The 26,763-nt window shown below is 63.6% G+C and carries 23 protein-coding genes and 2 riboswitches; of the genes, 9 read left to right on the top strand and 14 right to left on the bottom strand.

Going from position 1 to position 26,763, the window contains the following annotated elements:
• Positions 1–973: 973 nt before the first annotated feature.
• Genes V9L20_RS08780 through V9L20_RS08790 form a run of 3 tightly spaced genes read right to left on the bottom strand, consistent with a single transcriptional unit; the run spans position 974 to position 4,018 of the window.
• Positions 974–2,314 (bottom strand): metal-dependent hydrolase family protein, encoded by a 1,341-nt coding sequence (locus V9L20_RS08780; RefSeq protein ID WP_337296286.1) that lies wholly within the window; start codon positions 2,312–2,314, stop codon positions 974–976.
• Between the two features lie 34 nt (positions 2,315–2,348).
• Positions 2,349–3,140, bottom strand: a complete 792-nt coding sequence (locus V9L20_RS08785) for an alpha/beta fold hydrolase (protein ID WP_337296287.1) — start codon at positions 3,138–3,140, stop codon at positions 2,349–2,351.
• An 8-nt stretch (positions 3,141–3,148) separates the two neighbouring features.
• Positions 3,149–4,018, bottom strand: a complete 870-nt coding sequence (locus V9L20_RS08790; RefSeq protein WP_337296288.1) for a fumarylacetoacetate hydrolase family protein — start codon at positions 4,016–4,018, stop codon at positions 3,149–3,151.
• 221 nt (positions 4,019–4,239) lie between these two features.
• Between V9L20_RS08790 and V9L20_RS08795 the strand changes: the two genes are divergently transcribed.
• Positions 4,240–5,097, top strand: coding sequence for an AraC family transcriptional regulator (locus V9L20_RS08795; protein WP_337296289.1), 858 nt, complete (start codon positions 4,240–4,242; stop codon positions 5,095–5,097).
• A gap of 1,149 nt (positions 5,098–6,246) precedes the next feature.
• Positions 6,247–6,762, top strand: a complete 516-nt coding sequence (locus V9L20_RS08800; protein WP_258507601.1) for a ferritin-like domain-containing protein — start codon at positions 6,247–6,249, stop codon at positions 6,760–6,762.
• A 39-nt stretch (positions 6,763–6,801) separates the two neighbouring features.
• On the opposite strand, the gene V9L20_RS08805 is transcribed toward V9L20_RS08800, so the two are convergent.
• The gene (locus tag V9L20_RS08805) at positions 6,802–7,596 is read right to left on the bottom strand and encodes a LytR/AlgR family response regulator transcription factor (protein WP_337296290.1); all 795 of its coding nucleotides are present in this window, start codon (positions 7,594–7,596) and stop codon (positions 6,802–6,804) included.
• Positions 7,593–8,657: a sensor histidine kinase gene (locus tag V9L20_RS08810; protein ID WP_337296291.1), complete on the bottom strand. Its 1,065-nt coding sequence runs from the start codon at positions 8,655–8,657 to the stop codon at positions 7,593–7,595. Before V9L20_RS08810 ends, V9L20_RS08805 begins: the two co-directional genes overlap by 4 nt.
• A 233-nt stretch (positions 8,658–8,890) precedes the next feature.
• Here V9L20_RS08810 and V9L20_RS08815 point away from each other — a divergent pair, with 233 nt between their 5' ends.
• The 3 genes from V9L20_RS08815 (at position 8,891) to V9L20_RS08825 (ending at position 12,466) form a co-directional block, all read left to right on the top strand.
• The gene (locus V9L20_RS08815) at positions 8,891–10,072 is read left to right on the top strand and encodes an alpha/beta fold hydrolase (RefSeq protein WP_337296292.1); all 1,182 of its coding nucleotides are present in this window, start codon (positions 8,891–8,893) and stop codon (positions 10,070–10,072) included.
• 103 nt (positions 10,073–10,175) lie between these two features.
• On the top strand, positions 10,176–11,513 hold the full coding sequence (locus tag V9L20_RS08820) for a glycosyltransferase (RefSeq protein ID WP_337296293.1): 1,338 nt from the start codon (positions 10,176–10,178) through the stop codon (positions 11,511–11,513).
• Complete coding sequence (locus V9L20_RS08825; RefSeq protein ID WP_337296294.1) at positions 11,510–12,466, top strand: hypothetical protein; 957 nt, start codon at positions 11,510–11,512, stop codon at positions 12,464–12,466. Before V9L20_RS08820 ends, V9L20_RS08825 begins: the two co-directional genes overlap by 4 nt.
• A 28-nt stretch (positions 12,467–12,494) precedes the next feature.
• Here the strand turns inward: V9L20_RS08825 and V9L20_RS08830 are convergent, their stop codons facing one another.
• On the bottom strand, positions 12,495–13,955 hold the full coding sequence (locus tag V9L20_RS08830; protein WP_337296295.1) for a sensor domain-containing diguanylate cyclase: 1,461 nt from the start codon (positions 13,953–13,955) through the stop codon (positions 12,495–12,497).
• Between the two features lie 109 nt (positions 13,956–14,064).
• On the opposite strand from V9L20_RS08830, the gene V9L20_RS08835 reads away from it, so the two are divergent.
• The 4 genes from V9L20_RS08835 (at position 14,065) to V9L20_RS08850 (ending at position 17,221) form a co-directional block, all read left to right on the top strand.
• Complete coding sequence (locus tag V9L20_RS08835; protein WP_337296296.1) at positions 14,065–15,117, top strand: NAD(P)H-dependent flavin oxidoreductase; 1,053 nt, start codon at positions 14,065–14,067, stop codon at positions 15,115–15,117.
• 15 nt (positions 15,118–15,132) lie between these two features.
• The gene (locus tag V9L20_RS08840) at positions 15,133–15,822 is read left to right on the top strand and encodes an alpha/beta hydrolase (RefSeq protein WP_337296297.1); all 690 of its coding nucleotides are present in this window, start codon (positions 15,133–15,135) and stop codon (positions 15,820–15,822) included.
• A 135-nt stretch (positions 15,823–15,957) separates the two neighbouring features.
• Positions 15,958–16,863: a DUF3014 domain-containing protein gene (locus tag V9L20_RS08845; protein ID WP_337296298.1), complete on the top strand. Its 906-nt coding sequence runs from the start codon at positions 15,958–15,960 to the stop codon at positions 16,861–16,863.
• Positions 16,864–16,972: 109 nt separating this feature from the next.
• A complete protein-coding gene (locus V9L20_RS08850) occupies positions 16,973–17,221 on the top strand; it encodes a hypothetical protein (RefSeq protein ID WP_258507585.1) in 249 nt (82 codons plus the stop codon).
• 22 nt (positions 17,222–17,243) lie between these two features.
• Here V9L20_RS08850 and gcvP read toward each other — a convergent pair whose 3' ends face one another.
• The 8 genes from gcvP to denD all read right to left on the bottom strand — a co-directional run bounded on the left by gcvP (position 17,244) and on the right by denD (position 26,709).
• On the bottom strand, positions 17,244–20,150 hold the full coding sequence (gene gcvP, locus V9L20_RS08855) for an aminomethyl-transferring glycine dehydrogenase (RefSeq protein WP_337296299.1): 2,907 nt from the start codon (positions 20,148–20,150) through the stop codon (positions 17,244–17,246).
• Between the two features lie 50 nt (positions 20,151–20,200).
• Positions 20,201–20,572 carry a glycine cleavage system protein GcvH gene (gene gcvH / locus V9L20_RS08860; RefSeq protein ID WP_337296300.1) on the bottom strand — a complete coding sequence of 124 codons (372 nt, stop codon included), beginning with the start codon at positions 20,570–20,572 and terminating at the stop codon, positions 20,201–20,203.
• 50 nt (positions 20,573–20,622) lie between these two features.
• Positions 20,623–21,798, bottom strand: a complete 1,176-nt coding sequence (gene gcvT / locus V9L20_RS08865; RefSeq protein WP_337296301.1) for a glycine cleavage system aminomethyltransferase GcvT — start codon at positions 21,796–21,798, stop codon at positions 20,623–20,625.
• A 45-nt stretch (positions 21,799–21,843) separates the two neighbouring features.
• Positions 21,844–21,955: riboswitch (glycine riboswitch) on the bottom strand.
• A 12-nt stretch (positions 21,956–21,967) separates the two neighbouring features.
• Positions 21,968–22,058, bottom strand: a riboswitch (glycine riboswitch).
• A gap of 22 nt (positions 22,059–22,080) precedes the next feature.
• Complete coding sequence (locus tag V9L20_RS08870) at positions 22,081–22,644, bottom strand: hypothetical protein (RefSeq protein WP_337296302.1); 564 nt, start codon at positions 22,642–22,644, stop codon at positions 22,081–22,083.
• A gap of 148 nt (positions 22,645–22,792) precedes the next feature.
• A complete protein-coding gene (locus V9L20_RS08875; protein WP_281148587.1) occupies positions 22,793–24,070 on the bottom strand; it encodes a TRAP transporter large permease in 1,278 nt (425 codons plus the stop codon).
• Complete coding sequence (locus tag V9L20_RS08880; protein WP_337296303.1) at positions 24,067–24,561, bottom strand: TRAP transporter small permease; 495 nt, start codon at positions 24,559–24,561, stop codon at positions 24,067–24,069. The genes V9L20_RS08875 and V9L20_RS08880 overlap by 4 nt, the downstream gene beginning before the upstream one ends.
• An 87-nt stretch (positions 24,562–24,648) precedes the next feature.
• Positions 24,649–25,620: a TRAP transporter substrate-binding protein gene (locus V9L20_RS08885; protein WP_337296304.1), complete on the bottom strand. Its 972-nt coding sequence runs from the start codon at positions 25,618–25,620 to the stop codon at positions 24,649–24,651.
• A 72-nt stretch (positions 25,621–25,692) separates the two neighbouring features.
• Positions 25,693–26,709 (bottom strand): D-erythronate dehydrogenase, encoded by a 1,017-nt coding sequence (denD, locus tag V9L20_RS08890; protein ID WP_337296305.1) that lies wholly within the window; start codon positions 26,707–26,709, stop codon positions 25,693–25,695.
• Positions 26,710–26,763 lie beyond the last annotated feature (54 nt).

A 26,763-nucleotide genomic window follows, 5' to 3' on the forward strand; every position in this document is an offset into this window, starting at 1 on the left:
TGCGAGACGAGGTGGAAGCCTCGGCTGTTCCGAAGCGCGGGCAGCTGGGACAACGTGGCCCAACTATAGGAACGCGTCGTCGTATGCGCTTCTCAGTCAGTCGGCTGATTTATCGAACAGTCCGCATGGTGCGTCGGTACTTTCCCTAGACAACCGCACGGTCACGCGAAGCTCATCTGCTAAGGCCGCCGAACGCATCTATCGATGCACGACGAAGGCTCTGCTGGCGCCTTCCTGGCGAAGCTATAGGATCGATTGGCTATGGAGGTATACGCCCCGTATGAACGCAGCTTCAGGCGTGCAGTCGTGCTGGAGCCGCGCGCGGATTTGGTCTTGCACGCTCACGCGAAGTCGCGGTTGGCGTTCTGGCTGAGAGGTGCTCGCGTTGAAGCCAGGCTCAGGGCCACGCGGACTGCGATGCCGCACACAACCAGCGGCTCAGAGAAGTTGCCACGCACGTAGTGAATCACGGCTCGTAGTCACGGATGGCGACTCGGCGCGTACTCACCAAATTAACGTGGATATGGAGTGCCAAAAGTCGCGTCGATATCCGCAGTGCACAGACGAAAGGTCGAAGCGTCTGCGGACGGCATCCATTGGCTTCCATTTTTTTAGAAGGTCGTCGCTTGCGTCGTCGCATTGACCCAGCAGGGTCGGGACCGGCATGTACGTCGATGATGAGTTCACGTCTCCTGGTGGTGAGACGCTCGCGAGGAAGCAACCTCCGATTGAGTCCTTCGGACTTGAGGAAACGTACCTCGTGCATGACAAGCACGCACACTGGCGGTTGGGAACACTGAGAAGGCGAAGTGCGGATCCAGAGCGCGCTGGTAGTGGAGACCGCCAACCATCTGTCTGATGCGATCACGCACGAAGGCCACCCTCGATGAGCGTCGAAAGAGCCTTCCGCCGCCGCTGGATCAGGAGCTACGTTGCAGAGGTTGCACGCTAATAGCGGTGATCGTTCACTGAATCAGTGCATCTCCGCGATTGCCTCTCGCACGCCTTCTTCCTGCAGAGGGGAGTTGGCCCCCTCGAGGTGCAATGCCGCCTCAGCCGGAACGGGAGTTGCGCAGTCCTTGTGAATCACGCCATCCTTCATCACGAGCTGGATCTTGGCCGGATCGGTCATCAGGGCGAGGTTCTGAAGCGGGTCGCCGTCAACAAGCACGATGTCGGCCAAATAGCCGGCCTTCAGTTGGCCCAGTTCGTCAGGGCGCATCATGATCTGGCCGCCCAGCTTCGTTGCTGCGAGCAAGGCTTCCTTCGGCGTCATCCCGATGTAATCGACGAAGTACTGCAGGTCGTTGGCGTTGGTGCCGTGCGGCATCCAGGCAAAGCCGTAGTCGCCCCCTGGCAGGATGCGAATTCCGCGTTGGTGCATCTTGCGTAGCGACTGAGATGCAATCTCCAACTCGCGCTTGTAGCCCATCTGCGTCGCAACGGCTTCGGTGATGCCGTACTCCGCCGCGTTGTACGTAGTACGAATGAGCCAGCCGATGCCTGGCGCGACGAAGTGTTTGTCCTTCGCGGCCTCCAACATGTCGAGCGCTTCTTCATCCGCGAAGCTCGCGTGGTAGACCATCTCGATGCCGTGCCGCACGCACTGCTTAACTGATTCGCTCGAGCGCGCATGGGCCGCCATGCGTTTGCCGAAGCGCTTGGCTTCCTGCGCGAGCATCGCGATCTCCTCTTCAGCAAACGGCGACATCTCGGCCGGCAAGCCCGCGATGTATTCGCCCGACAGGTTGATCTTCAGGTGATCGACGCCGTACTTGATGAAGGTGCGGGCGGACCTACGGATCTCTTCAGGCCCGCTGCACACACTTCCGAAGCTCAGTTCCTCAAAATTCATGTGCGGCAAGGTGTTGTCACCGAGCGCGCCGATCGTCGTGATCTCCTGGCTCCCTGCGAGGTAGCGCGGACCCGGGAACTCGCCCGCATCAATTGCGTTGCGCAGCACCACGTCGAGCCGCGGCTTGGCCGCGGCTGCGCCGACTGCCGACGTCCAACCCATGTCGAGATAGCGTTTGGCCACGCGCACGCACCACAGCATGTGCTCCTCAGGCGGCATGAACTGGATCGCTGCCAGTGACGGCTGATCGTTCCACGAGAAATGTGTGTGCGCCTCGGTCATGCCGGGCATCAGGAAGCGGCCTCTACCTTCGATGACGCGCGCGTCATCGGTACTCACGCGTTTGGGTGCGTGAGTCACCTCGACGATGCGCTTGCCCTCGACGAGGACGTCGCCCAGATAGGTGTCTTCGCCCGTGCCGTCGAAGATGCGCACATTGGTGAATGCGATGCGTGTCATGCTTGTCTCCTCCGGCGAAACGCCGGCAATGGGTTTAAGAAGTCAGCTTCAGCGATGCATAAAACTGTTCGAGTTCCTGCATGCAGCGTTGCGGCTTTTCGAAGGTCGTCCAGTGGCCACAGTTGTCGAACACAACATGGCGGGATCCAGGGATGCGAGAGGCCATCGCCGACACATTGACCGGCGGCGCTACGCCGTCTTGGTCACCGGTGACGAGCAGCGTCGGTACTTCAATCTGCTCGATGGCTGCAGACTGCGCACTGGCTAAGGCTTCGCAGCTTTGCGCATAGCCCTCGGGCGACTGCCGCATCACGCTCTCTCGGACCAGCGCAAGGACTGCAGGTTGCTGGTCCTTCGTCTCCTTGCTGGTCGCGCCCTTGACTATTGCATCGGCTATCTCTTGCATCGCCGCTGCACCGCTGCGCGCCAATGCAGCCCGGGCGGTGATGTTCGGCCGCGCAGCTTCCGGCGGCGCGACCAGGGGGCCGAATAGCGCGAGCGACTTGACCTTGTCCGGGTGGCTCACCGCCAAATGCTGCGCGACGATGGTGCCGAGAGAGTGCGCCATGACGTGCACAGATTCGATCTTGAGGCTCCCCAGCAGTCCGTCCAGCGCCGCAACGTAACGCTCGATGGAAAGTGGTTGCTGCAGGAGTGCCGACCGTGCGCTGCCAGGCAAGTCGGGTCGGATGACTTTGAACCCTGACAGCGCCGCCAGCAACGGCGTCCAGGTGTTCGAGGATCCACCGAGCCCGTGGATGCACAGCAGTGCCTCGCCTTCGCCGTCGATTTCCACGGCCAGTCCATTGATGCATTGAGTCGTCATGGCGTTCCTCAGACAAATTTGTTCTCAATGGCGCCGAGGCCTTCGATCTCGACTCGGACAACATCGCCCGCTTTCAGGTAGCGCGGCGGCGTCATCCCCATGCCGACGCCGGCCGGTGTGCCGGTGGCGATTACGTCCCCCGGATAGAGCGTGATGCCCCGCGAGATGGTTTCGATCAGCGCCGGGATGTCGAAGATCATGTTCTCGGTCGGCCCGTCTTGACGCAGCTCGCCATTGACCCAGCAGCGAACGCGCGTCTTGGTGCCATCGAGCTCGTCGGCAGTGACGACCCACGGGCCCATCGGGCAGAAGGTGTCGAAGGACTTTCCCAAGTCCCATTGGCCATGGCGTACTTGCACGTCGCGCGCCGTCACGTCGTTGACGATCGTGTAGCCGAAGACATGATCCATCGCGTCCGCACGCGTGATGTTCGTCCCGCCCTTGCCAATCACCACCGCCAACTCGGCTTCGTAGTCGATCTGCTGCGAGATTTCACTGGGCACGAAGACGTCGTCATGCGGTCCGACGACGCATTCGGGTACCTTGGTGAATACGATGGGCCATTCGTCGGTTTTGGCAGCGCTATCCTTGAAGACGGATGACGACAGTTCCTTGGCATGCGCGTGGTAGTTGCGACCGACGCACCACACGTTGCGCCGCGGCTTGGGCAATGGCGCGTCGAGGTCTACATCTGCTACCTTGACAACAGCACCGTTCGTGGGCGGCAACTTGCCGCCTTCGGCCAAGGCTTCGATCAAGCTCAGCGCACCTTTTTCTGCCTGCTCCGGCGTAAGGATGAAGGGGGTGATCGTGCTTCCGTCGGCGGACACAAGGCCGGTTTGGCGACGCCCTTCGGCCAGGTAGGTTGCGATTCGCATGTCTGGGGTACTCCTGTGAGTTGTGTTCGATGATTTGCGACTCCGAGCACGGCGTCGCGGCGATGAGCAACTTTATGAACTCAGGGCACTTGGCGCTTATCGAGGAATCTGGCGGCGTATCAGGGAGTCAGGTGCGGGCTAGGGACTTTCCCGAATCGACCGCTATTCCGGCTCTGGCAGGCAAACAATCGCGGTGCCCCCACGTTTGAAGGACTTGCAAGATGCCAGAAGCCTACGCGCTGCATGAGGGCGCCTTTGGCACAGCGATCGTTCTTGAATCGCGCGCCAATCTGGTGTCACATGCTCATTCCGAAACGCAGCTAGCTCTGTGGCTTGGGGGTACCCGAGCGATCGCAAATGTGGGAGCCCACGTCGTTCGATACAGCGAGAACGTTGCGCTAGGTGTCAATGAATTTCAGGCGCACGACATGGTTATGGAAGGCAGCGGCACCAGCCTCTTTCTCGTATTCATGATTTCAAAGGATTGGCTGGATGAGCTGGGAGCTGCAACTGGACGCAACTTTAGATTTCCGTCGCCTAACGTGCCCATCACATCTGCGATGCGGCGGTCATGCTGGCGCGTGCTGGACTTGATCATCTCCGCCAGCAACTCGCGTTCCGCCATCGACAACGAAGTCGAGCGGTTGTTGGAGGCCGCTATCGCAGCGTCCACCGCCGGCGGTGCAGAACCACACTCTGTAGCCGTGGGCGTAACGCTCGACTACCGGCTCAGGGCCGCCATCGCCCACATGCGCGAGCATGTTTCTGAAGTCATCACCATAGATGAAATTGCAGCGAAGGTCGGACTGTCGCGTGGTCACTTCTTCGCGCTTTTCCGAGATCAACTCGACACCACGCCGCAGGTGTTCTGGAGTGGCGTGCGGGTTGAAGAGGCCATGCGCCGCGTAGCGGAAGGCAGCGCGTTGACCGACGTCGCGCTAGACCTCGGCTTCTCTGCGCCAGGAAACTTCTCGCGCTTCTTCAAGGAGCACACCGGTGTCTCTCCCTCGATCTTCAAACGCGCCGCTCGCGGCCCGTCCCCCGTGACGGTCACTGGCATCTCAAGGGAGCACGCTTAGTTGCGTGTTTCCCGTGGACGTCCTGCGACACGGCGCTTCATGGCGCGTCGGCAACGTCGAGAAGATCAAGCGCCGGCGTAAGCCTGGCCAAGATGAACGCCGCGCCGGGCGGCTAAGCGCTTAGCGAAAATCGACGTACCGCGGCATTGCGATTGGCCCACTTATCTGCTCTCGAAAGATTCATCCGACGAGACGCACCTAGTTATTTGCGACTAGGAAAGCCGTGAATGTGATTGCCAGGGGCAGCAATGAATCCTCCCCTGACTTTCCATGAGCAAAGTAGGCAATGGTCAGAACATGGCCAAGCCGGTAGTCTAGGCACACGTAGTCACCGAAGCCGGTATCGACAATGGGAAGCACGCTGACCGGTATCTGTTCGTCACACCTCAAAGCCCGATAGGTGCTCAACACAGTTCGCGGCGCGTCCCCATCAAACGCGAGCATGCTACCGACGCAGCTAACGTCCTCGACGCCCGAGCCGTATGTGACCACAAATTCGCACTCCTCCGGGTTGCTGGCTAGGGGGCCCGGGGCGGTCCTGAATGCCGGCCGAAACCGGTCACTTAGGGGCGAGCGAAAGGTATTGGCCAGTTGCTCAGGCCGCCGCGAACGTGTCGTAGGCCTTGCCGGATCTGCCCTCTGACGGCCTGTGAGCCGCGCCCGAACAGCACGTGACGCGTCATGGGGCCGGCGAACTGAAACGCCTTTGTAAAAGGGCAATCGCCCTCGTCGCTCTCAAAAGACCCCGAATACCTTCAACAAGATGATGACGCCAATAGGCACGCCGCATAGCCAAAGGATGATGCTTTTCATGTGACTTCCTCGGTGGTGGGTATGCCGTCACGGTAGCCAGCATCACCTCGATCGGCGAAGGGAAAAAACGACCCTTGCAGTAGGAAAACGTCCGCGCCGGTGATCGCCGACGGCTTGCGCGGGATAGTGCAGATGCTTCGCCCGGATGTGTCGAGCGAGTCACGTAATGGCGCTCCGCCTGCCGCTGTTGCGGATTCGGCCAACCCCTACAAGCCTCGTCACTAGCAGACGACGCCGGAAGCCCTGAGGCGCGCGACCATAGTTCGCAAGGCTGCGCCGCGGCGGCCCCGGCGGTTTTATTTCTGTTCCGCGTCAAGCAACACCAAGGAGCAAATCATGGCCAATGGCAGCGTTTTGGGTCGCGCCGACCAAGCTTGTGCTGATCGCGTTCCTTTTGCCGATGTGCCCGCCGATGAGCAGGCGGTCGATGTGTTGAGCGAACTGCTCGAACACGCGCGCGACAGCGAATACGGCTTTCGCACCTGCGCCCGAGAGGTGCCTTCTGCATCAAGCCTGAGGCAGTCGTTCAACCGGCGCGCTTCGCAGTACCACGAGGCATGCGATGAGTTGGAGCGAATGATACGGCGCCACGGTGGAACTCCCATCGAGTGTGGTACGACCGGGGCGACCATCCATCGGGGGTGGGTCCGGGTGAAAGGAGCGATCGGCGCGAACAGTGAGTTGTCGCTGCTTGAAGACTGTGAACGTGGCGAAGAGGCAGCCGTCGCGCTCTACCGCGAGGCGATGCAGCGAAATCTGCCACCCGACGCCCGCGACTTGGTCGAGCGCCAGGCCGCAAGCGCGCAGCAAAGCCATGAACAGCTCCGGGTGCTGCGCGACGCAACCGCCTAGGCGCGTGACGAAGATAGTCCGTTGCCGGTTCTGCCACCACTACATGGCGCGGAACAGGTGCCCGAACGCCCGGCTGACCTTGAGAGATCTCTGGAGGCCCCGCACGCACAGGCTGTAGCGCCCGTTCTCGTCGCGGGTGGCGCTCACGATGCAGTGCATGTTGACCAGCACGCCGCGATGCACCTGCGTGAAGTCGGCAGCGTCGAGCCGCGACACGAGATCGCGCAGGCTCATGCGCACCAGCGCCTCGCCGTCGGCTGTGACAACATTGACGTACTTCTCGGCGGCTTCCAGGCAGATCACCTCCGAGACCGGGATCATCCGCACGGTGTTGCCGACGCCTGCGCGGATGATCTTGATCTTCTCGGGCGCGTCGGCCGCATCCGTGATCGACTGGACGCGCTGCATCAGGGCCGCCATGCCACCGGCAACTGGTGTCCGGGCGCGCTCGTGCAACCTTTGCTTCAGCCGTTGCACGCAGACCTCCAAGCGTTCAAGCGTCGCCGGCTTGAGCATGTAGTCCATCGCCGCATGCTCGAATGCCGAGATCGCGAAATTGTCATATGCGGTGATGAAGACGAAGAGCGGTTCGGCCTTGTCATCGGGCCACTCGTCAGCGACAGCCTCTGCGACTTCCAGGCCTGTCTTGCCCGGCATCTTGATGTCCAGGAACATCACATCGGGCACCAGCGTCTGGGCGAGTTCGATCGCCTTCATGCCATCGTCGGCAACGCCCGCGATCTTCAGCTCGGGCCAGGCTTCGAACAGCAATCGCTGCAGCGTTCTCGACAACACCGGTTCATCTTCGGCAATCACGGCGCGCCATGCGTTCACGACGGAATCCTCACAACCGCGTGAACGCCGCACGGTGATCGAGTTTGCAGAGTCAGGGACGCACGCAAGCCATAGAGGGCCTGGAGGCGGTCACGCACATTCTTCAGTCCGGAGCCGCAAACCTCGCCCGCATCGTCGTCGCTCGAAGCGGGCTGTTGCGGCGGCAAGCCCAGACCGGAATCGTCTACCGCGACTTCGATGCTCCCTTCGACCGACCGTGCCCGTACTTCGATGTTCCCTGCGCCCAACTTCGGTTCCAGGCCGTGCTTGATGGCATTCTCGACCAGCGGCTGCAACAGCATCGGCGGGATGGCGGTCCGCTCCAGTTCGGCGGGCAAGTCGAGCCGATAGGTCAGCCTGGGGCCCATGCGCAAGGACATGATGTCGAGGTACGCCTTCAACTGGGAGAACTCCGACTGCAGTGTCGTCACTTCGTCGCGCGAAGCTGCATGCGTGCTGCGCAGGTAGACGATCAGTTGGTCGATCATGCGCTCGGCCTGTCGCGGGTCTTCGTCGACGAGGGAGCGCAGATTCGCCAGCGTGTTGAACAACATGTGGGGCTCGAGTTGGGCGCGCAGCAGCCGCAGTTCCGATTCGGTGGCAAGGCGTTGGGCATCGGATCGCGCGATCGCTTCTTTGGCAAGCTGGTCACGCGCCGCAGCGGCGTAGAGGACGAACGCGGCCAGCACCAGGCCGAATGCAAACGCCACCATGTAGTCGCGTCCATGACCCACAAGGCGGCTGATCGGCTCGTCCAGGATCAGGAGCGCGATCAGGTGACCTCCAAAGTACCCCGTGGGGATGGCGATCGCGCCGGTGAGAAGCCAACGGGGCAGCGCCTGCATTCGCAGCAGCCGTTCCGAGCGGCCAAGCACCGCGATGCACGCGATGAACACCATGCCGACACATTCGACGAAGACGAACAGGCGAGGCAGCGTCTCGAGTGCGGGAGCGGCCCAGAAGAGCAGCCCGGCCGCGATTGCGCACAGCAGAAACGAGCCGGCCGTCAGCCGTGCTGCGCCGAGCCAGCGGGCCGAAATCGATGAATCAACGCTGATCACTGGCGGAAGTCGGATGCATCGAGGAACTGTAAAGGTTGGAACGCCATGCCGCTACGGATGCAGGGCGTTGAGGGCGAATTTGTCCTCGAGCCGTCGGTTTGGTCGACCGAACGGCGACCGTTCGATGCCGCCTTACGACCGTTGACGCCCCCAACCGAGCGTTTGGGAGTCAAACCGGATGCGCCTGTGGCAGCGGCCGCCGAAAGTGCGGACCTCACCACTCGGGAGTTCTTATGCAACGGTCTTTTCTTTCCAACACGCTGCTTTGCGCCGCGGCCGCCGTCTGTGCAGCCATCGTCACGACGAACGCACAGGCCTTCGACGGCATCGTCGAAAAGCAGGTGTTCAACCTGCCTGCCTACACGACCGTGAACGGCCAGGTCATCAAGGGAGTGCGCATCGGCTATGAAACCTATGGCCGTCTGAATGCTGCGCGAGACAACGTGATCCTCATCAACCATTTCATCACCGGCACTTCGCACGCCGCCGGCCGGTATGCGGCGAGCGACGCCGCGCCCGGTTACTGGGACACGATCATCGGCGCCGGCCTGCCGATCGACACCGAGCGGTTCTTCGTCATCGCGACCGACGCGCTGGCCAATCCCAATCGCGCATCGGCCACGGTCGTCAGTACCGGCCCGGCCAGCATCGACGCCGCCACCGGCAAACCGTATGGCATGCGCTTTCCGGTGCTGGCCGCGCGGGACACGGTGGAGGTGCAGAAGGCACTGCTCGATTCGCTGGGCATTCGAACCCTCTACGCCGTGGCTGGCGCTTCGGCTGGGGCCTGGATGTCGGTGGAATGGGCCTCGGCCTATCCGGAGCGTGTGCAGCGCCTGTTGTCCGTCGTGGGACCTGGCGTCGACAGCCCGGCCTACGCCGTCGCCAAGATGAGCTCGTGGGGCGCGGCCGTGAGGCTGGACCCGAACTGGGCCAATGGCGATTACCACGGCAAGGCCGAGCCGCTGGCAGGCATGACGCAGGCCATGCGACAGGTCACGCTCGACGCCCTCAGCTTTGCCTGGGCCGACAAGGCCTTCGGTCAAAAGTGGGCCGACCCGGGCAAAAACCCCGGCGATGCGACCGCCAATCAGTTTGCGGTCGATGCCACCCTCGAGAAGATCGGCGAAGCGCGCGCCAAGGGCATGGACGCCAACAGCTGGCTGTACACGCTGAAGGCCTTGCAGTTGCCGAGCGCCAAACCAGACCGCATCAAGGCCAAGTCGCTGTTCGTGGGCATCAGCTCGGATCAGATCTTTCCGCCGCACTTGTCAAAACGCGCAGTGGAGACCCTCAAGGCGCAAGGCACTCCGGCAGAGTACGTTGAGTTGAACAGTCCCAATGGTCATGCCGATGCTCTGGGTGCCACAGTGGGCCAGGCCGGGCCGGCGATTGCGTCGTTTCTTGCGAAGTAGGCTCGCCGGACTCGTCTGAGTTGTTAGCACGCATCGGAAAATGTAAACAAACTGTTCAACGGATTGCTGCGGCATTACATTCTTGTGACCCCCGAGGATGCACATGAAAGTAGATGGCCGAGAGGCGAAGCGTTCGGCAATTTATCTGCCGGTGTCAGCCAAATTTTTGATCGCGTTGATCGGGGCGATCGCATGGATGGTTTTTTCGATTTGGGCCGCCGGGCCGTGGCTCGCCGATCTGAAAAGCTATGTAGGAACCGCGTTTGCCATTTTCCTGGTGTATGGCATTGCCATCATCCCGGGGTTCATGAATGCGTTCATGGCAATCAGCCTCATTCTGGACAAAAGGCCGCCGCATCGCCCGCTTTCGGTCTATCCGCCGATATCGATATTGATTGCCGCGTACAACGAAGAAGCTTCCATCGAAGAGACGCTGGTCAGCATTGACCAGCAGAAGTACCCGGGCGAGTTGCAGGTCATCGTGATCAATGACGGCTCGGCGGATGGCACTGCGCAGGTGGTTCAGCGTGCCCTCGAGCGATATAGCTGGCTCAGCTTTGTCGACCTGAAAAAGAATGGTGGAAAAGCCCGCGCCTTGAACATCGGGTTCAAGGAGGTTCTGCACGATCTGGTCGTGACGGTCGATGCAGATTCCTTTTTGTACCGCGGCGCGCTCACCAGCATTGTCGAGCGCTATCACGCCGACCCGCCCAATACGCGCGCCGTTGCGGGAAAAATCCTGGTTCGAAACTCGCGGCAGAACTGGATCACCCGTTGCCAGGAGTGGGACTACTTTCACGGTATTTCCGCGGTCAAGCGAGTTCAGTCGCTTTTCCAGGGCACCTTGGTTGCGCAAGGCGCATTCTCCGTTTACGACCGGGCCGCGCTGACCGAGGTTGGCGGATGGCCCGAGTGCGTGGGAGAAGACATCGTGCTCACATGGGCGCTGTTGAATGCCGGGTACAGGGTGGGGCACTGCGAAGACGCCTGCCTCTTCACCAATGTGCCCAGTACCCTCAAGCAGCTGGTCAAGCAGCGCCAGCGTTGGGCGCGGGGCATGACGGAGGCCTTTGTCAAACACCCCCGCATTCTTTTCAAGATGCGGCTGTCGACCTTTTTCATTCACTGGAACCTGTTGTTCCCGTGGCTGGACCTGGCATTCACCATCGGCTTCATTCCCGGAATAATATTTGCCTTGTTCGGCTATTACTGGATCGTGGGGCCAATGACCTTGGCGCTGATACCGGCGGCATTTGCGCTGAGTTTCCTGATGTTCTCGATCGAGCGCCGGATGTTCAAGAAAACCGGCCTGGTCGTGCGAAAAAATATCCAGGGCTTCTTTGTCTACGTGCTGCTGTACAGCTTGCTTTTGCAACCCGCCAGCGTGCTCGGCTATCTGGACGAACTGTTCAGAAAGCCCAAAGCCTGGGGCACCAAATGACCAGGAAGCCGGCATATGCAGCGGCCGCCATTTCAGGCCTCATGGTGTTGAGTGCCTCCTGCCATGCGCAGGAAGAAGCGGCCGAGAAAAAAGCGTCCGGCATGGCTTTCGGGACGGAAGCCCTGCTGACCAGCGACAGCGACAACTTCGAATCCCGCCGGGTATCGGTCGAGTTTTTCCCCGCTTTTGAAAACGCCGACCGCTACCTCGGGTTCCGGCTCGGCGACTACAAGTACCAGCAAGACAGCTGGCGAAGGGCAGGAAAAAAGATCTCGTTCCTCGCGCGTTCAATCGAAACCAGAACGGCCAATGGCGGACAGATGGAGGCCGGCGTGTTCGAGCAGGGCGGCCATACGCTGCTGACGCTCGACGGCAGCTACCGCATAGCGCCGACAAAAAGCACGGCGGTGGAGTTTCTGCTTACGCGCGACTGGGTCGAAACACCGAAGTCCCTCGACCGCGGAATCGACTTTTCGTTTCTCGGTGTTGCGGTCGACCAAGGCTTGGGAAGCCATGTCACGCTGGTGGGGCTGCTGGCACAGCAGTACTTCTCCGACGGGAATCGACGGGACCACGGGCGCATCCGCTTCATCTATCAACCCTCGCTCGACCTGGGGCTGACTCTGCAAGCGCGCTACCGCACGTACCGCAGCACCCACGAAGACGTCGACAGGGCCTACTTCAATCCGAAGAGCTACAGCGAATCGATGCTGGCGGTCAGCTGGCGGCAGCGTTTCCAGGGCTGGACCGCCGCGGTAACGGCCGGGCTGGGCAACGAGAAGATCAACCACGACCTGAGCCAGCCCACGAGACTGCTGGACGTGAGCCTGCAGAGCCCTGTGAGGGGATCGCAGGTGTTCCGCTTCAATGCCGGCTACAGCCGCAGCACCACCTTTTCGGGGCCCAGCTACCAGTACCGATACATACGCGGCGAGTGGATCATTCTTTTCTAAGGATGCCGGGGCCGCTTCTTCACCGCGCCTACTCGCGTCGGCGGTCGGCCTTGCTTTCGCGGTAGTAGCGGGCCTTCTCTTCGTACATTGCACGGTCCGCACGCTGCAGGGCCGCGTCGAGCTGGTCGCCGGCCTCGCAGGTGGCCACGCCCATCGCAAGGTTCAGCATCCGTCCGCTTTGCCCGGCGTAGAACTGGTTGTTCAGTTCGAGCATGGAAACGATGCGGTCGCGCATCGCCTCCGCCCCGCGCTCGTCCGTCTTGGGGAGCACGACGGCAAATTCGTTGCCGCCGATCCGCGCCGGCCAGCCGGGCTCATCGACGGCCTTGCTCAGCACCTCGCCCACGCGCCGGAGCAGTGCGTCGCCGGCGGCATGGCCTTCCTCGTCGTTGACGGGTTTCAGGCCGTTCATGTCGATCACCAGCACCGACACCGGCCATGGCCCCTTGCGCGTCAACCGATTCACTTCTTCCGTGAAGAAGGTGCGGTTGCGCAATTGGGTCAGCACGTCGTGCTTGCCCAGGTACTCGAGGTAGGCCTCTGCCTTCTTGCGGGCCGTGATGTCGATCAGCGACACCAGCACCAGGTCCCAGGTGGCGAGCCGGTCTTCGAGCACTGCAAACTGCATGTGGATGTTCAGCAGGTCGCCCGTCAATGCGTAGTTGATCACCTCCCGCTGCTGCAGCATCTTTCCGTTCCAGAGGTCCTGCAGCTGCTCGGCGAAGGAGTCTTGCATCTCGTCGCGGAAGATGTCCGAGAGGTTGTCCAGCAGCGTTGCCTTGTCGGCCGCACCGAACATGCGCAGGGTTTCGCGGTTGACGTCGATCACGCGAATCTCGCTCATGCAGCGGGTGACGAACTCCGGGTGCACCTTGATGAAGGTCGTGAAGTCGGTGATGCCCCGTTTTCGTATGTCGTCGAGCAGGGCCTTCACCGCACTGAAGTCTTCCACCCACAACGAAACGGGTGACCGTTCGAACAGTTCGCGCGCGTAGCGTTCGCTCTCCAGGCGCAGCTCTTCGGCGCGAACGCGCGCGGTAATGTCGTCGAGCGACACCAGCACACGGTCCCAAGACTTTTCATAGCCGGGCAGCACCTGCACCCGCACGTGCACGTCGAGCCTTCGGCCGTCGAGCGCGTAGTTGACCGTCTGGTTGTCGAAGGAGAGATTTCCACGCCAGAGCTGGTCCAGCTCGTAGATCACGGGCGCGGTCATGTCGTCCCGAAAGATGCTGTCCAGCCGCGAGAGCAGCTCGGCCTGGCTTTGCGCACCAAAGAGGTTGAGCGTGCTCTGGTTGACGCTCAACACCCGCAGTTGCGCCATGCATTCGCTCACCCGGCTCGGCTCGGCATTCAGGTGGGCCACCAAATCCACCACGCCCGCATTGCGCCACGATTCGAACAGCCGGAGCAGGCCGCTGTAGTCTTCGATCCAGAGCGACATGGGTGCAAACTCGAACATCGACTCGTAGTCGGTGGAAGACGGCATGTACAGCTCCTGGGCGGGTGGGATCTTGCTCCGGATGATGCACCATTTGGCAGTAGGCGTTTTCCAGTCGTTGGACAATGGCCGGGGCACGAAACACAAGGAATTCCGCATGACCACGCTGCAGCAACTTCTAGGTACCGAACTCCCGCTGATACAGGCGCCCATGGCGGGCATTCAAGGCAGCGCAATGGCCATTGCCGTCAGCAACGCGGGCGGGCTCGGCTCGCTGCCGTGCGCCATGCTGGGCAACGACGCCATTCGCACCGAAATAGGCGCCATCCGCGCGGGCACAGGCAAGCCCTACAACGTCAACTTCTTCTGCCACGTGCCGCCGCAGCCAAGCGCCGAAAGCGAGGCGACTTGGCGCAACGCGCTGGCGCCGTATTACCGCGAGCACGACATCGATGCGGCATCCATTCCCGCTGGCCCCGGGCGCAACCCCTTCAGCGAGGTGGTGGCCGAGGTGCTGGCCGAGTTCCGTCCGCCGGTGGTGAGCTTTCATTTCGGGTTGCCGCCTGAGCCGCTGCTGGCCCAAGTGCGCGGATGGGGCTCGAAGATCCTCGCCTCCGCCACCACGGTCGACGAGGCGCTGTGGCTGGAGGCGCAGGGTGTCGACGCCATCATTGCCCAGGGGCTGGAGGCCGGCGGCCATCGCGGGCACTTTCTCTCGCACGACCTGACGGCGCAGCTCGGCACCTTTGCGTTGCTGCCGCAAGTGGTGCGTGCGGTTCGCCTGCCGGTCATCGCGGCCGGCGGCATTGCCGATGCAAACGGTGTAGCCGCCGCCATGGCGCTGGGCGCCGCCGGCGTGCAGATCGGCACCGCCTACATGCTCGCGCCCGAAGCCTTCACCAGCGCCTTGCACCGCGCGGCGCTGACAAGCGATGCAGCGCGGCATACCGCGCTGACCAACCTTTTTACCGGCCGCCCGGCGCGCGGCATCATGAACCGCCTGATGCGCGACCTGGGGCCGATCGCCGCGGTGGCGCCGGAGTTTCCGCTTGCCACGTCAGCCATTGCACCGCTGCGCGCCAAGGCCGAGGCACAGGGCCGCGGCGACTTTTCACCGCTGTGGTCGGGGCAGAACGCGACGGGCTGCCGCGAGCTCCCGTCCGCCGAGATCACCCGCGCGTTGGCGCAGGGCTTTCACCTCACCGCCTGAACCCTCGCCAGACCCATGCCGCAACTCCATCTGCCCTTCAAGTTTCTCGAACAGCCCTCCAACGCCGGCGTGCGCGAGCCGTGGCTGCTGGTGCTGATGCACGGTGTCGGCAGCAACGAGCAAGACCTGTTCGGCCTGGCGCGGCTCATGCCGCCGCAGTTTCACGTGCTGAGCCTGCGCGCGCCCTATGTGCTGTCGCCCGATGCCTATGCGTGGTTCGAGTTCCAGGTGCTGGCAAACGGCGAGCGCCACATCAATGAAGAGCAGGAGCGCGAAAGCCGCTTTCTCGTCGGCGAGATGATCGCCTCGGCATCGCAGCAGCTCGGCGTGCCGGCGGAGCGCGTGGTGGTTGGCGGTTTCAGCCAGGGCGGCATCATGGCGCTGTCGCTGCTGCTGACGCAGCCCGCGAAGCTGCGCGCCGCGATGGTGTGGCACAGCCGCCTGCTGCCGCAGGTGGTGCCGCACATTGCGCCGCCGGAGGCCTTCGAGGGCAAGGCGCTGTGGGTGAGCCATGGCAGCGCCGACAACGTGATTGCGCCAAGCGCGGCACAAGCCACGCGCGAATTGGCGCGTGGCTTGCCGCTGGCGCTCTCGGGTGCGGACTTTCCCGGCGGGCATGAAATCCGGCCGGCCGAGCTGCAAGGCACGCTGGCGTGGCTTCAGGCGCTCAGCACCTCAGCGGGTACGCCCCAGTCGCGGCCATAGAAGCCTTTTTCGCTTGGCCGGCGCGTCACAGTGCGTTACGGGATGACGAGGGATGACACCGGGGAGGGCCGCAGAACTGGTGCACCATAGCCGTTCGCCTCCCACTGCAATCCTCGCAAAAGGAATATTGCCGACATGTCCGACAGCGACACCTCCGAATTCAGGCCGCGCCGCGAGAGCTCGGCCGGCACAATCATCATCATCGGCCTGCTGGCGATAGCGGCCGCTCTCCTGGGCTGGCGCTGGTACCAGCAGCAACAGCCGCAGCCAGTCGAGCCGGCGCCCACCGCGGCCACCGCGCCGAACGACGGGCCCGTGCCCGTACCGCCGCCAGCCCCGTTGCCCGAATCGCTGGAGCCCAAGAACCCCATCGATGCGATCGCGCTGCCCGCCTCGGGCCTGCCTACGGTGGCCGATTCCGACACGCGCGTGATGTCGGCGCTGGTCGATCTGCTGGGCAGCCAGAACGTGGCGGAATTCGTGCAGTTCGACGGCGTGGTGCGCCGCTTTGTGGCCACCATCGACAACCTGTCGCGCGAGCAGGCGCCAGCGAGTGCATGGCCGGTGCAGCCCACCAAGCAGCGCTTTGCCACCGAAGGCAAGGGCGAGGCGCAGACCATCGCGGCCAACAATGCCGCGCGCTACAACCCCATCGTGCTGCTTGCGGGGTCGGTCGACCCGGCCAAGGCCGCCAAGACGTATGCGCGGCTCTATCCGCTCTTTCAGAAAGCGTATGAAGAGCTTGGCTATCCAGGCCGCTATTTCAACGACCGGCTCATTGCCGTGATCGACCATCTGCTGCAGGCGCCCGAACCCGCCGGCCCGGTGCAGGTCCGGCTCGTCGAGGTCAAGGGCAACGTGTCGTCGCAGCGGCCGTGGGTGCGCTATGAATACGCCGATCCGCAGCTCGAGTCGCTCTCGTCCGGCCAGAAGATCATGGTGCGGGTGGGGCTGGAAAACGAGCGCAAGCTCAAGGCCAGCCTGCGCGGCTTCCGCGAGCAGATTGCCACGGGCGACATGGCCAAGAAGAAGCAGCGCTGACCCATCGCGCTGTAGGCGCGTCCCGATCGCGCGCCGTGTAGGCGCGGGCCGATTGCGCGCGCTGCGGATGCCGTGGATGATTTGTCCTCACGATTTCGAGGACAACCGTATGAACCTGATGAGCGTCGACCTCTACCAGAGTGCTACCGATCCCGAGAAGTTTCTGGCGCTGCCCGCCGGCACCGACCCCGCCGACCTCATGGGGCCGATGACCTTCGACCGGGACTACGCGCACATCAAGCGCTACCAGGAAGCCTTCGAATTCGATCCGTCCGTTCCTTACGCGGGCGTGAACGCCGCGAAGATCGCCGCGGACATCCTCACCGTGAAGTGGGCGATGTACCGCCGCGAAGGCTAGCGAAGCGAAGAAGGCCCCCTGATCAGGCCTCTTCGGTTTCCTGGTATTCGCCCACTGGCACGCAGCTGCAGAACAGGTTGCGGTCACCGTACACGTTGTCGACCCGGCCGATGGGCGGCCAGTACTTGGCCTGCTTGAGTTCGGCCAGCGGAAACGCGCCGAGTTCGCGCGAGTAGGGGTGCGACCATTCGGTGCCGAGCAGGCTCGCGGCGGTGTGGGGCGCGTGCTTCAAAGGGTTGTCGTCCTTGGGCCAGACGCCTTCTTCGACGCGGCGGATCTCGCCGCGAATGGCGATCATCGCGTCGACGAAGCGGTCCAGCTCGGCCAGCGGCTCGCTCTCGGTGGGCTCGACCATCAGCGTGCCCGGCACCGGAAAGCTCAAGGTCGGCGCATGAAAGCCGTAGTCGATCAGGCGCTTGGCGACGTCTTCCGCGGTGACGCCGCTGGTGTCCTTGAGCGGGCGCAGGTCCAGGATGCACTCGTGCGCAACGTGGCCGTTGGGGCTTGCGTACAGCGTGGGGTAGTGGTCCTTCAGGCGCGCGCTGATGTAGTTGGCGCTCAAAATGGCGGTTTCGGTTGCGGCCTGCAGCCCCTTGGCGCCCATCATGCGGCAGTACATCCAGCTGATCGGCAGCACGGCTGCATTGCCCAGCGGCGCCGCGGAAACAGCACCGACGCCGTTCGATGCAATGCCGGCCGTCGCATGGCCCGGCAGGTACGGCACCAGGTCTTCGACCACGCACACCGGGCCCACGCCCGGCCCGCCGCCGCCATGCGGAATGCAGAAGGTCTTGTGCAGGTTCAGGTGGCTCACGTCGCCGCCGAATTCGCCCGGCGCGGCCACGCCGACCAGCGCATTCATGTTGGCGCCATCGACATACACGCGGCCGCCGTGCTCGTGCACCAGCTCACAGAGCTCTTTCACGCGGGTTTCGAACACGCCGTGCGTGCTGGGGTAGGTGATCATCACCGCGGCCAGCTTGTCGCTGTGCTTTTCGCAGGCGCGCTTCAGGTCGTCCATGTCGACGTTGCCCTGCGCGTCGCAGGCGGTCACCACCACCTGCAGGCCGACCATCTGGGCGCTTGCGGGGTTGGTGCCGTGCGCCGACGAGGGAATCAGGCAGATGTTGCGGTGGCCCTGGCCCTTGGCTTCGTGGAAGGACTTGATGGCCAAGAGGCCCGCGTACTCGCCCTGCGAACCCGCATTGGGCTGCAGGCTGATGCCCGCGTAGCCGGTGGCTTCGCAGAGCCACGCGCGCAGCTGCGCATCGAGCTGCGCATAGCCTTGCTGCTGCTCGGCGGGTGCGAAGGGGTGGATGTTCGCGAACTCGGGCCAGGTGATGGGGATCATCTCGCTGGTCGCGTTGAGCTTCATCGTGCAACTGCCCAGCGGAATCATGCTGCGGTCGAGCGCCAGGTCCTTGTCCGAGAGGCTGCGGATGTAGCGCAGCATCGCCGTCTCGCTCTTGTGCGTGTTGAACACCGGGTGCGTCAGAAAGGCGCTGGTGCGGCGCAGGTCTTCGGGCAGGCGCGGCGCAGTGTTGGCCAGGTCGTCGAAACGCGGCATCGGCGTGCCCGCGGGCACGAACAGGGCCCAGAGCGCTTCGATGTCGGCGCGCGTCGTGGTTTCGTCGAGCGAAATGCCCAGGTGCTGCTGCAGCCGCTGGCGCAGGTTGACGCCGGCCGCGGTGGCGCGCTCGATGATCTTCGGCGTGTCTTCGCCTGTGCGGATGGTCAGCGAATCGAAGGCCGTGCCGTTGACCGGCTCGCGGCCCATTTGCGCCAGGCCCTGCGCAAGGATGGCGGTGAGCGCCGCCACGCGCTGCGCGATGCGGGTAAGTCCGTCGGGCCCGTGGTACACGGCGTACATGCTGGCCACAACGGCCGGCAGCACCTGCGCGGTGCAGATGTTCGAAGTGGCCTTCTCACGGCGAATGTGCTGCTCGCGCGTTTGCAGCGCGAGGCGGTAGGCGGGTTGGCCGTGCGTGTCGACGCTCACGCCGACCAGGCGGCCCGGCAGCGAGCGTTTGAACTCGTCGCGGCAGGCCAGGTAGGCGGCGTGCGGGCCGCCGTTGCACAGCGGCATGCCGAAGCGCTGCGTGGTGCCGCAGACGATGTCGGCGTCCCATTCGCCCGGCGGCGCGAGCAGGGTGAGCGCGAGCAGGTCGGCCGCCACGCAGAAGGCGGCGTCGCACTGGTGCGCATGGCCTGCGAGCGGGCGCAGGTCGTGCACGTGGCCGGTGGTGGCGGGGTACTGCGCGAGCACGCCGAAGAATTCGCAGCTCGCCATCAGGTGCGGCAGCGTCTCGGAAACGGTGCTCACCTTCACCTCGATGCCCAGCGGCGCGGCGCGCGTCTTGATGACCTCGATGGTCTGTGGGTGGCAGTCGCCCGACACCAGGAACACGTTGCTCTTGCTCTTCACGCTGCGCTTGGCGAGCGTCATCGCCTCGGCGGCGGCCGTGGCTTCGTCGAGCATCGATGCGTTGGCAATGGCCATGCCCGTCAGGTCGCACACCATGGTCTGGAAGTTGAGCAGGGCTTCCATGCGGCCCTGCGAGATTTCGGCCTGGTAGGGCGTGTAGGCGGTGTACCAGGCGGGGTTTTCGAGCACGTTGCGCAAGATCACACCCGGTGTGTGCGTGCCGTAGTAGCCCTGGCCGATGAAGCTCTTGAACACCTTGTTCTTCGCAGCGATGGCCCTAAGCTCGGCCAGCGCGTCCGCCTCCGTCACGGGAGCGGGCAGCCGCATCGGCCTGGCGCGGCGAATGGCCGCAGGCACGATGCCGTCGATGAGCTCCGCCCGCGTTTCCGAGCCGATTACCGGCAGCATGCGCGCCTCGTCCGCTGCATCGATGCCGATGTGGCGGGCGAGAAATTCTTCGGCGTTCTCTAGTTGTTGCAGGGAAGGCTGGGCGGGAATCGGCATGGCGGTAAAGGCTCGGGGAATGAGGAAGGGCGGCTGAAGAACCCGGCGGATCAGGATTCGGCGGCGAACTTGTCGTAGCTGGCGGCGTCGAGCATCGCGTCGAGTTGCGACGGCTCGCTGAGCTTGACCTTGAAGAACCAGCCGGCGGCCAGCGGGTCGGTGTTGGCGAGCGAGGGATCGGCGCGCAGGGCTTCGTTCACTTCGGTGATCTCGCCCGACACGGGCATGAACACATCGGCCGCGGCCTTGACCGATTCGACGACACCGGCCACTTCACCCTGCGCAAAGGTCTTGCCCACTTCGGGCAGATCGACAAAGACCACGTCGCCCAGCGCATCCTGCGCGTGCACGGTAATGCCGACAGTGGCTGCGTCGCCTTCGGCCGAGACCCATTCGTGGTCCTTGGTGTACTTGATGCTCATGGTGAAAAACTCCTCGTGGAAAAAATGATCTGGTTCAGGAAGCGCAGAGCCTAGCCGCGGTAATAGCGGGCCGGCACAAAGGGCAGGGTCGAGACTTCCATCGGCACCGGCTTGCCGCGCACGATGGCCTGCACGCGCGTGCCGGGTTCCGAAAACGCGGTGGCCACGTAGCCCATGGCAACCGGGCGGTCGGCCGTCGGGCCGAGCAGGCCGCTGGTCACAATGCCGATGTCCCGGCCTTCGAAAGATTGCAGGAGCGTGCCGTCGCGTACCGGAACGCGTTCCAGCGCCACAAGGCCGACGCGCTTGCGCTTCAGGGTGTCGTGGTCGGTGCGGCCCGCGGCGCCGGCCGTAGCGGCGGCCAGTTGCGCCAGCACCTTGGCCGCACCCGGAAAGCCGCCTTCGCGCGCGCCGCCCGTGCGGCGCACCTTCTGGATCGCCCAGTTGAGCGAGGCCTCGACTGGCGTGGTGGTGGTGTCGATGTCGTTGCCGTACAGGCAGAGCCCGGCTTCGAGCCGTAGCGAATTGCGCGCGCCCAGGCCGATGGGCTTGACCTCGGGCTGCGCCAGCAGCAGGCGGGCGAGGGCGTCGGCATCCTTGCCGGCGACCGAAATCTCGAAGCCGTCTTCGCCCGTGTAGCCGCTGCGCGTGGCAAAGGCCGGAATGCCGCCGATCTTCACCGCGCCGCCGGTCATGAACACAAAGCGCTCGATGCCGGGCGACAAGCGGGCCAGCACCGTGGCGGCCTGCGGGCCTTGCAGCGCGAGCAGTGCATGGTCGGGCATAGGCTGCACGTCGCAGCGTGCGCCGATCTTCTGCTGGATATGCGCGAGGTCGGCCACCTTGCAGGCGCCGTTCACGATCACGAAGATCGAGCCGTGCCCCTCGTTGAAGAACATCAGGTCGTCGAGGATGCCGCCTTCGTCGTTCAGCAGCAGCCCATAGCGCTGCTTGCCGGGGGCGAGGTCGATTACGTCGACCGGCATCAGGGTTTCGAATGCGGCGGCGGCATCGGGCCCCACCAGGCGCAGCTGGCCCATGTGGGAAATGTCGAACAGGCCGGCCGCGTCGCGCGTGTGCTTGTGCTCGGCCATCAGGCCGGCGGGGTACTGCACCGGCATGGAATAGCCGGCAAAAGGCACCATGCGGGCGCCCAGTTCCACATGCAGGTCGTGCAGGGGCGTCTTGAGCAATGGGGCGTCGGATGATGAAGCGGAAGCGGCCACGGGGCACTCCAAAGGGGCAGTCGAATTCCATGGCGCGAGCCATGGGCCACCCCTGCTGTCCGCTTTACCTGAGAGATTCGCCCCACGATCGGGGTTTGCTCCTTCGGTGGGCCGCCGCATCGGCAAGATGCAGGGGCCTCTCTCCAGCAAGGAAACGCCGGCATGCGCCAGCGCCTTGTCAGTCCTTTTGCCTGAGCGTTCGGGAAACCCCTGCGCCTTCGGCGGCCTCGCGTGGCGAGGCTCTCTCCTGACCCTTCGAAGTGTAGTGGATCGCGGAAGGCCTCAGTGCACGGTTTCCGAAGCGGGCGGCAGCAACCTTTCGATACGCTCGCGCAGCGATTCGGCCCGCTCGGCGCCTGCGGCTTTCTCGACTTCATTGAGCATCAGCGCGGCAATCGTCAGCATGGCGTCGCGGTCGCGGGCTTCGCGCAGCGCATCGCGCATCTGCAGCGCAAACTTGGGATCGCGCCGCACGAACATGCGCTCGCAGATGTCGAACAGGAACATGCGCGTGGTGGCCAGGGAACGTTTGCCGTCGAAGTTGTCGGTCGAGGTCTCTACACGGATGGGCTCCGCCGCAGGAGCCGGAATCGGCGTGTGTGTCGGGCCCGCCGTAACTGGTGCGGCGGTTTTCGGCGCTGCGCCCTGCGCGTCGTGCAGGTACCCGCGGTTCATCAGAGCCCGCAGCGTCTGTTCGGCTTCGTCGCGGCTTGCAAACAGCGGGCTGAAGTCGGTCAGCGAACGCCGGCCGTCGGCCATCAGCAGCAATGCGCGCTCGCGCTGGCTCAGCGTGCGCTGCCCGCCTTGGAGTTCGTCGCGTGCCTTGTCGGTCTTGGTGGGAAACATGGCGCCACAGCTTTCGGAATCGAAGGCTGCAGCATCGTTGCGGCTGGTGACATCTTTGTGAAACGTTTGCCTTACAGGGGCATTTGCCGCATAAAAAAAGGCAGCCCGCGAAGGCTGCCCGTTTTCTCTCTGGTTTTTGCGTCGCCTGCTACTTGGCGTACACCAGGTCGCGCAGCGCGAGCGATATCCACGGCACGTAGGTAATCACCATCAGGCAGGCCAGGATCACCAGCACGAAGGGAATGAGGTACTTCACGATCCGGTCGAGCGATATGCGCGCTACCGTGCACGCCGCAAACAGGTTCACGCCGAAGGGCGGGGTGATCATGCCGAGCGCGAGGTTCACCACCATGATGAGCCCGAAATGAACCGGGTCGATGCCGAAGTGCACCGCCACCGGCGCCAGGATGGGCGCGAGCACGATGATGGCCGCACTGGTCTCGATGAACATGCCGATGATGAACAGCGCCGCGTTCACGCCCAAGAGGAACATGGCCGGCGACTTCAGCACTTCCTGCAGCCAATGGCCAATGGCGTCGGGCACGCCCGCGCGCGTGATCAGGAAGGCGAACAGGCCCGCGTTGGCGATGATGAACATGATCACCGCCGACGACAGCACCGACTTCCGCAGGATGAGGTACAGGTCCTTGAGCTTGATCTCCCGGTAGATCACCATGCCGACCACCAGCGCATAGAACACCGCCACCGCCGAAGCCTCGGTGGGGGTAAAGATGCCGCCGTAGATGCCGCCCAGGATGATCACTGGCATCAGCAGTGCCCAGCCGGCCTGCCAGGTCGCCTTGCCGAAGGACATGCGGCCGTCGCCGTCGTTCTTGCCCCAGCCCTTCCACTTGCAATACACCCAGACGAACAGCATCAGCGCCAGGCTGATGAGAATGCCGGGGCCGAAGCCCGCAATGAACAGCTCGCCGATGGACACCTCGGCGCTCACGCCGTACAGAATCATCGGAATGGAAGGCGGAATGATCACGCCCAGCTCGGCGCTGGTGGCCTGAAGCGCCGCCGCGTACGCGGTGGGGTAGCCGTGCTTGATGAGCGCCGGAATCAGGATGGCGCCGATGGCAAAGGTGGTGGCCACCGAAGAGCCCGACACCGCCGCGAAGATCATGCAGGTGAGCACGCAGGTCATCGGCAGGCCGCCCTGCACACCGCCCACAATGCTCTTGGCAAATTCGACCAGCCGGCGCGAGATGCCGCCGGTTTCCATCAGGTTGCCAGCCAGGATGAAGAAGGGAATGGCCGCCAGCGGAAACTTGTTGATCGAATTGAACATCTCCTTTACGGAGATGAGCATGTTCACGTTGGCCACCTGGATACCCAGGATCGATGCGAGCCCGATGGACACCGCCACTGAAACCGACAGTGCAAAACACAGCACCATCGTTGCAACCATCACGGGGGTCATTGCGCGGTCTCCAGTTCGAGCCGCTTGGGATCGAGAAAATTACCAACGATGCCGAACAGGCAAAAAACGGAGCCGACCGGCAGCGCCAGGTACGACCACATCATCGACACGCTTTCGAGCCCGGCCATCGACTGCACGCGGCCGCGCATCGCGTAGTCCCAGCCCCACCACAGAATGACCAGCATCAGCGCCAGCGCTGCGATGCTGACCACGAAATCGAGCACACGCTTGATGCGCGGCGGACTCCAGCGGTAGAGCACATCCACGCTCACCATCGCACCCTGGCGAAAGGCCATTGGAATGCCGAGGAACACCATCCAGATCAGGCTCATGCGGATCAGGATCTCGCTCCATTCGGCGGGTTGCTCGAGCACGAAGCGCGTGACGATCTGGAACACGCCCAACCCCGAGGCGATGACCAGCATCACGCAGGCGGCAATCATCGAGAAGCCGGTGGTCCACCGCTCGATGCCGAGAAATTTTTCTTTCATCTGCAGTCGTGATGTTGAAAACAAAAAAGCCCGCCAGATGGAACTGAGCGGGCGCCCGATGCTATCTAAAAGATAGCATCATGAAAATCACTTGAAGTCGCGGATCTTGTCGAGGTTGGCCTTGCCGAAGTCCTTTTCGAACTGGGCATTCACCGGCGCCAGCGCGGCGACGAACTTGGTCTTGTCGACGTTGTCGATCACGGTCATGCCCTTGGCGCGCAGGTCGGCCACGCCCTTGGCATCGTCTTCGTCCACGCGCGCGCGGTTGGCCTTGGTGCCTTCTTTCGCGGCCTCGAGGAAGGCCTGCTTGTCGGCCGCGCTCAGCTTGTCGAACGTCGCCTTGTTCATCAGGAAGATGCACGGCGAGTAGACGTGGCCCGTGAGCGAAAGGTGCTTTTGCACTTGGTCGAACTTGGCCGCGATGATGACCGACAGCGGGTTTTCCTGGCCGTCGACCGTACCCTGCTGCAAGGCGGTGAACACTTCGGGGAAAGCCATGGGCGTGGTGACGATGCCGAAGGTCTTGTAGGCCGCAATGTGCACCGGGTTTTCCATGGTGCGCATCTTCAGCCCCTTGAGGTCTTCCGGCGCCTTCACGTCGCGCTTGCTGTTGGTCATGTGGCGGAAGCCGTTCTCGGCCCAGGCCAGCGCCTTGAAACCCTTGGCGTCGAACTTGGTCAGCAGGTCCTGGCCGATGGGGCCGTCGAGCACGGCGCGCGCATGGGCCTTGTCGCGGAACAGGAACGGCACGTCGAGGATCTTGGTCTCCGGCACGAAGTTGGGCACCGGCCCGGTGGAGGAGAGCGCCAGTTCCTGGGTGCCCAGCTGCACGGCCTCGATCGACTCGCGCTCGCCGCCCAATGAGCCGTTGTAGAAGGTCTGGACCTTGTAGCGGCCCCCGGTGCGCTTTTCGACTTCCTTGGCAAAGACGTCGATCGCCACGCCCTGGTGCGAGTTCTGCGCGGTCGAAATGCTGATCTTCATGGTGGTCTGCGCGAAGGCGGCGCATGCCATGCCCATGCCCAGAACCAGGCCGGCGGCCAGTCGGGTCAATTTCATTGTGTTGTCTCCAGAGAAAAGAAGTCGCGAAGAAAAGGCGGGAGCCAAGAGAAGTCCGCGGGCAGCCGCCGACTATGCCGTAACAGGGAGCTTCACCGCGTCGGGATTTTCACGGACGTAGTCACGAATAACTACTTCGAAATCGGCGTCCGCCGAAAGCCCCAGGCGTTTGGCGCGGGCGGTTTCGATGCGTCCGGGCCAGGTTTTCACGATGCGCTGGATGGCCGGATCGGGTGTGCGGTCGAGCAGGGCGGTGGCGGCCTTGCCGGCCACGCGTTCGAGCGCGGCCGCCATTTCACCCACCGTGGTGGAAAGCGAAGGCAGGTTCAGTGCGGTGCGCGGGCCCCAGTCGGCGTCGCTTGCCTCCGCCGCCCGGATGATGCCTTCGACGGTGCGGGCCGGCGACGCGATGGCCACGGGTGTTTCGTCAGGCACCGGGCAGGCGGCGCGAATGCCCGCGAGCGGCTCGCGGATCATGCCGCTGAAAAAGCCCGATGCCGCGCCGTTGGGCTTGCCGGGGCGCACGCTCACGGTCATCAGGCGCACGCTGCGCCCGCGGATGAAGCCCTTGCGCGTGTAGTCGGCCACCAGCTGCTCGCCGATGAATTTCTGGATGCCGTAGCTGGTCTGCGGCGTGGGCAGCGTGTGGTCTTCGATCACCGGCGGCAGCGGCTGCTCTGGCGAATCGCCGAACACCGCGAGCGAGCTGGCAAACACCACCAGCGGCCGGGTGCCGACGGCACGCGCTTTCTCGAGCAGCGCGTTCGTGGCGGCAAAGTTGCTGCGCATGCCCAGGTCGAAATCGGCCTCGCATTCGCCGCTGACCGCGGCGGCCAGGTGAAAGATGGCATCCGCTTCGCGCCAGAGCGCCGTGTCGGGCGAGGCCAGTTGCTCGTTCAGGTCGCCAAGCGCGGCGGCAACGCGCGGGTCGGCCGCAAGGTCGGCTGGTGGCGCGACCCGGTCGACCAGGGTGATGCGGGAAATGTCGCGCGCCGGGCCGCCGGCAAGCGATAGCCGCCCCTGCTTCAGCAGCGTGCGGGCAAGGCGTGCGCCAACGAAGCCGGCACCGCCGGTAATGACGATCTGCATGGTTGTCTTGTCTCCTTCGTAATGAGCATAGCGCAGCGGAGCCCCTGCTCAGGC

This window comes from Variovorax sp. CCNWLW225 (assembly GCF_037204045.1).
GTDB lineage: Bacteria > Pseudomonadota > Gammaproteobacteria > Burkholderiales > Burkholderiaceae_C > Variovorax.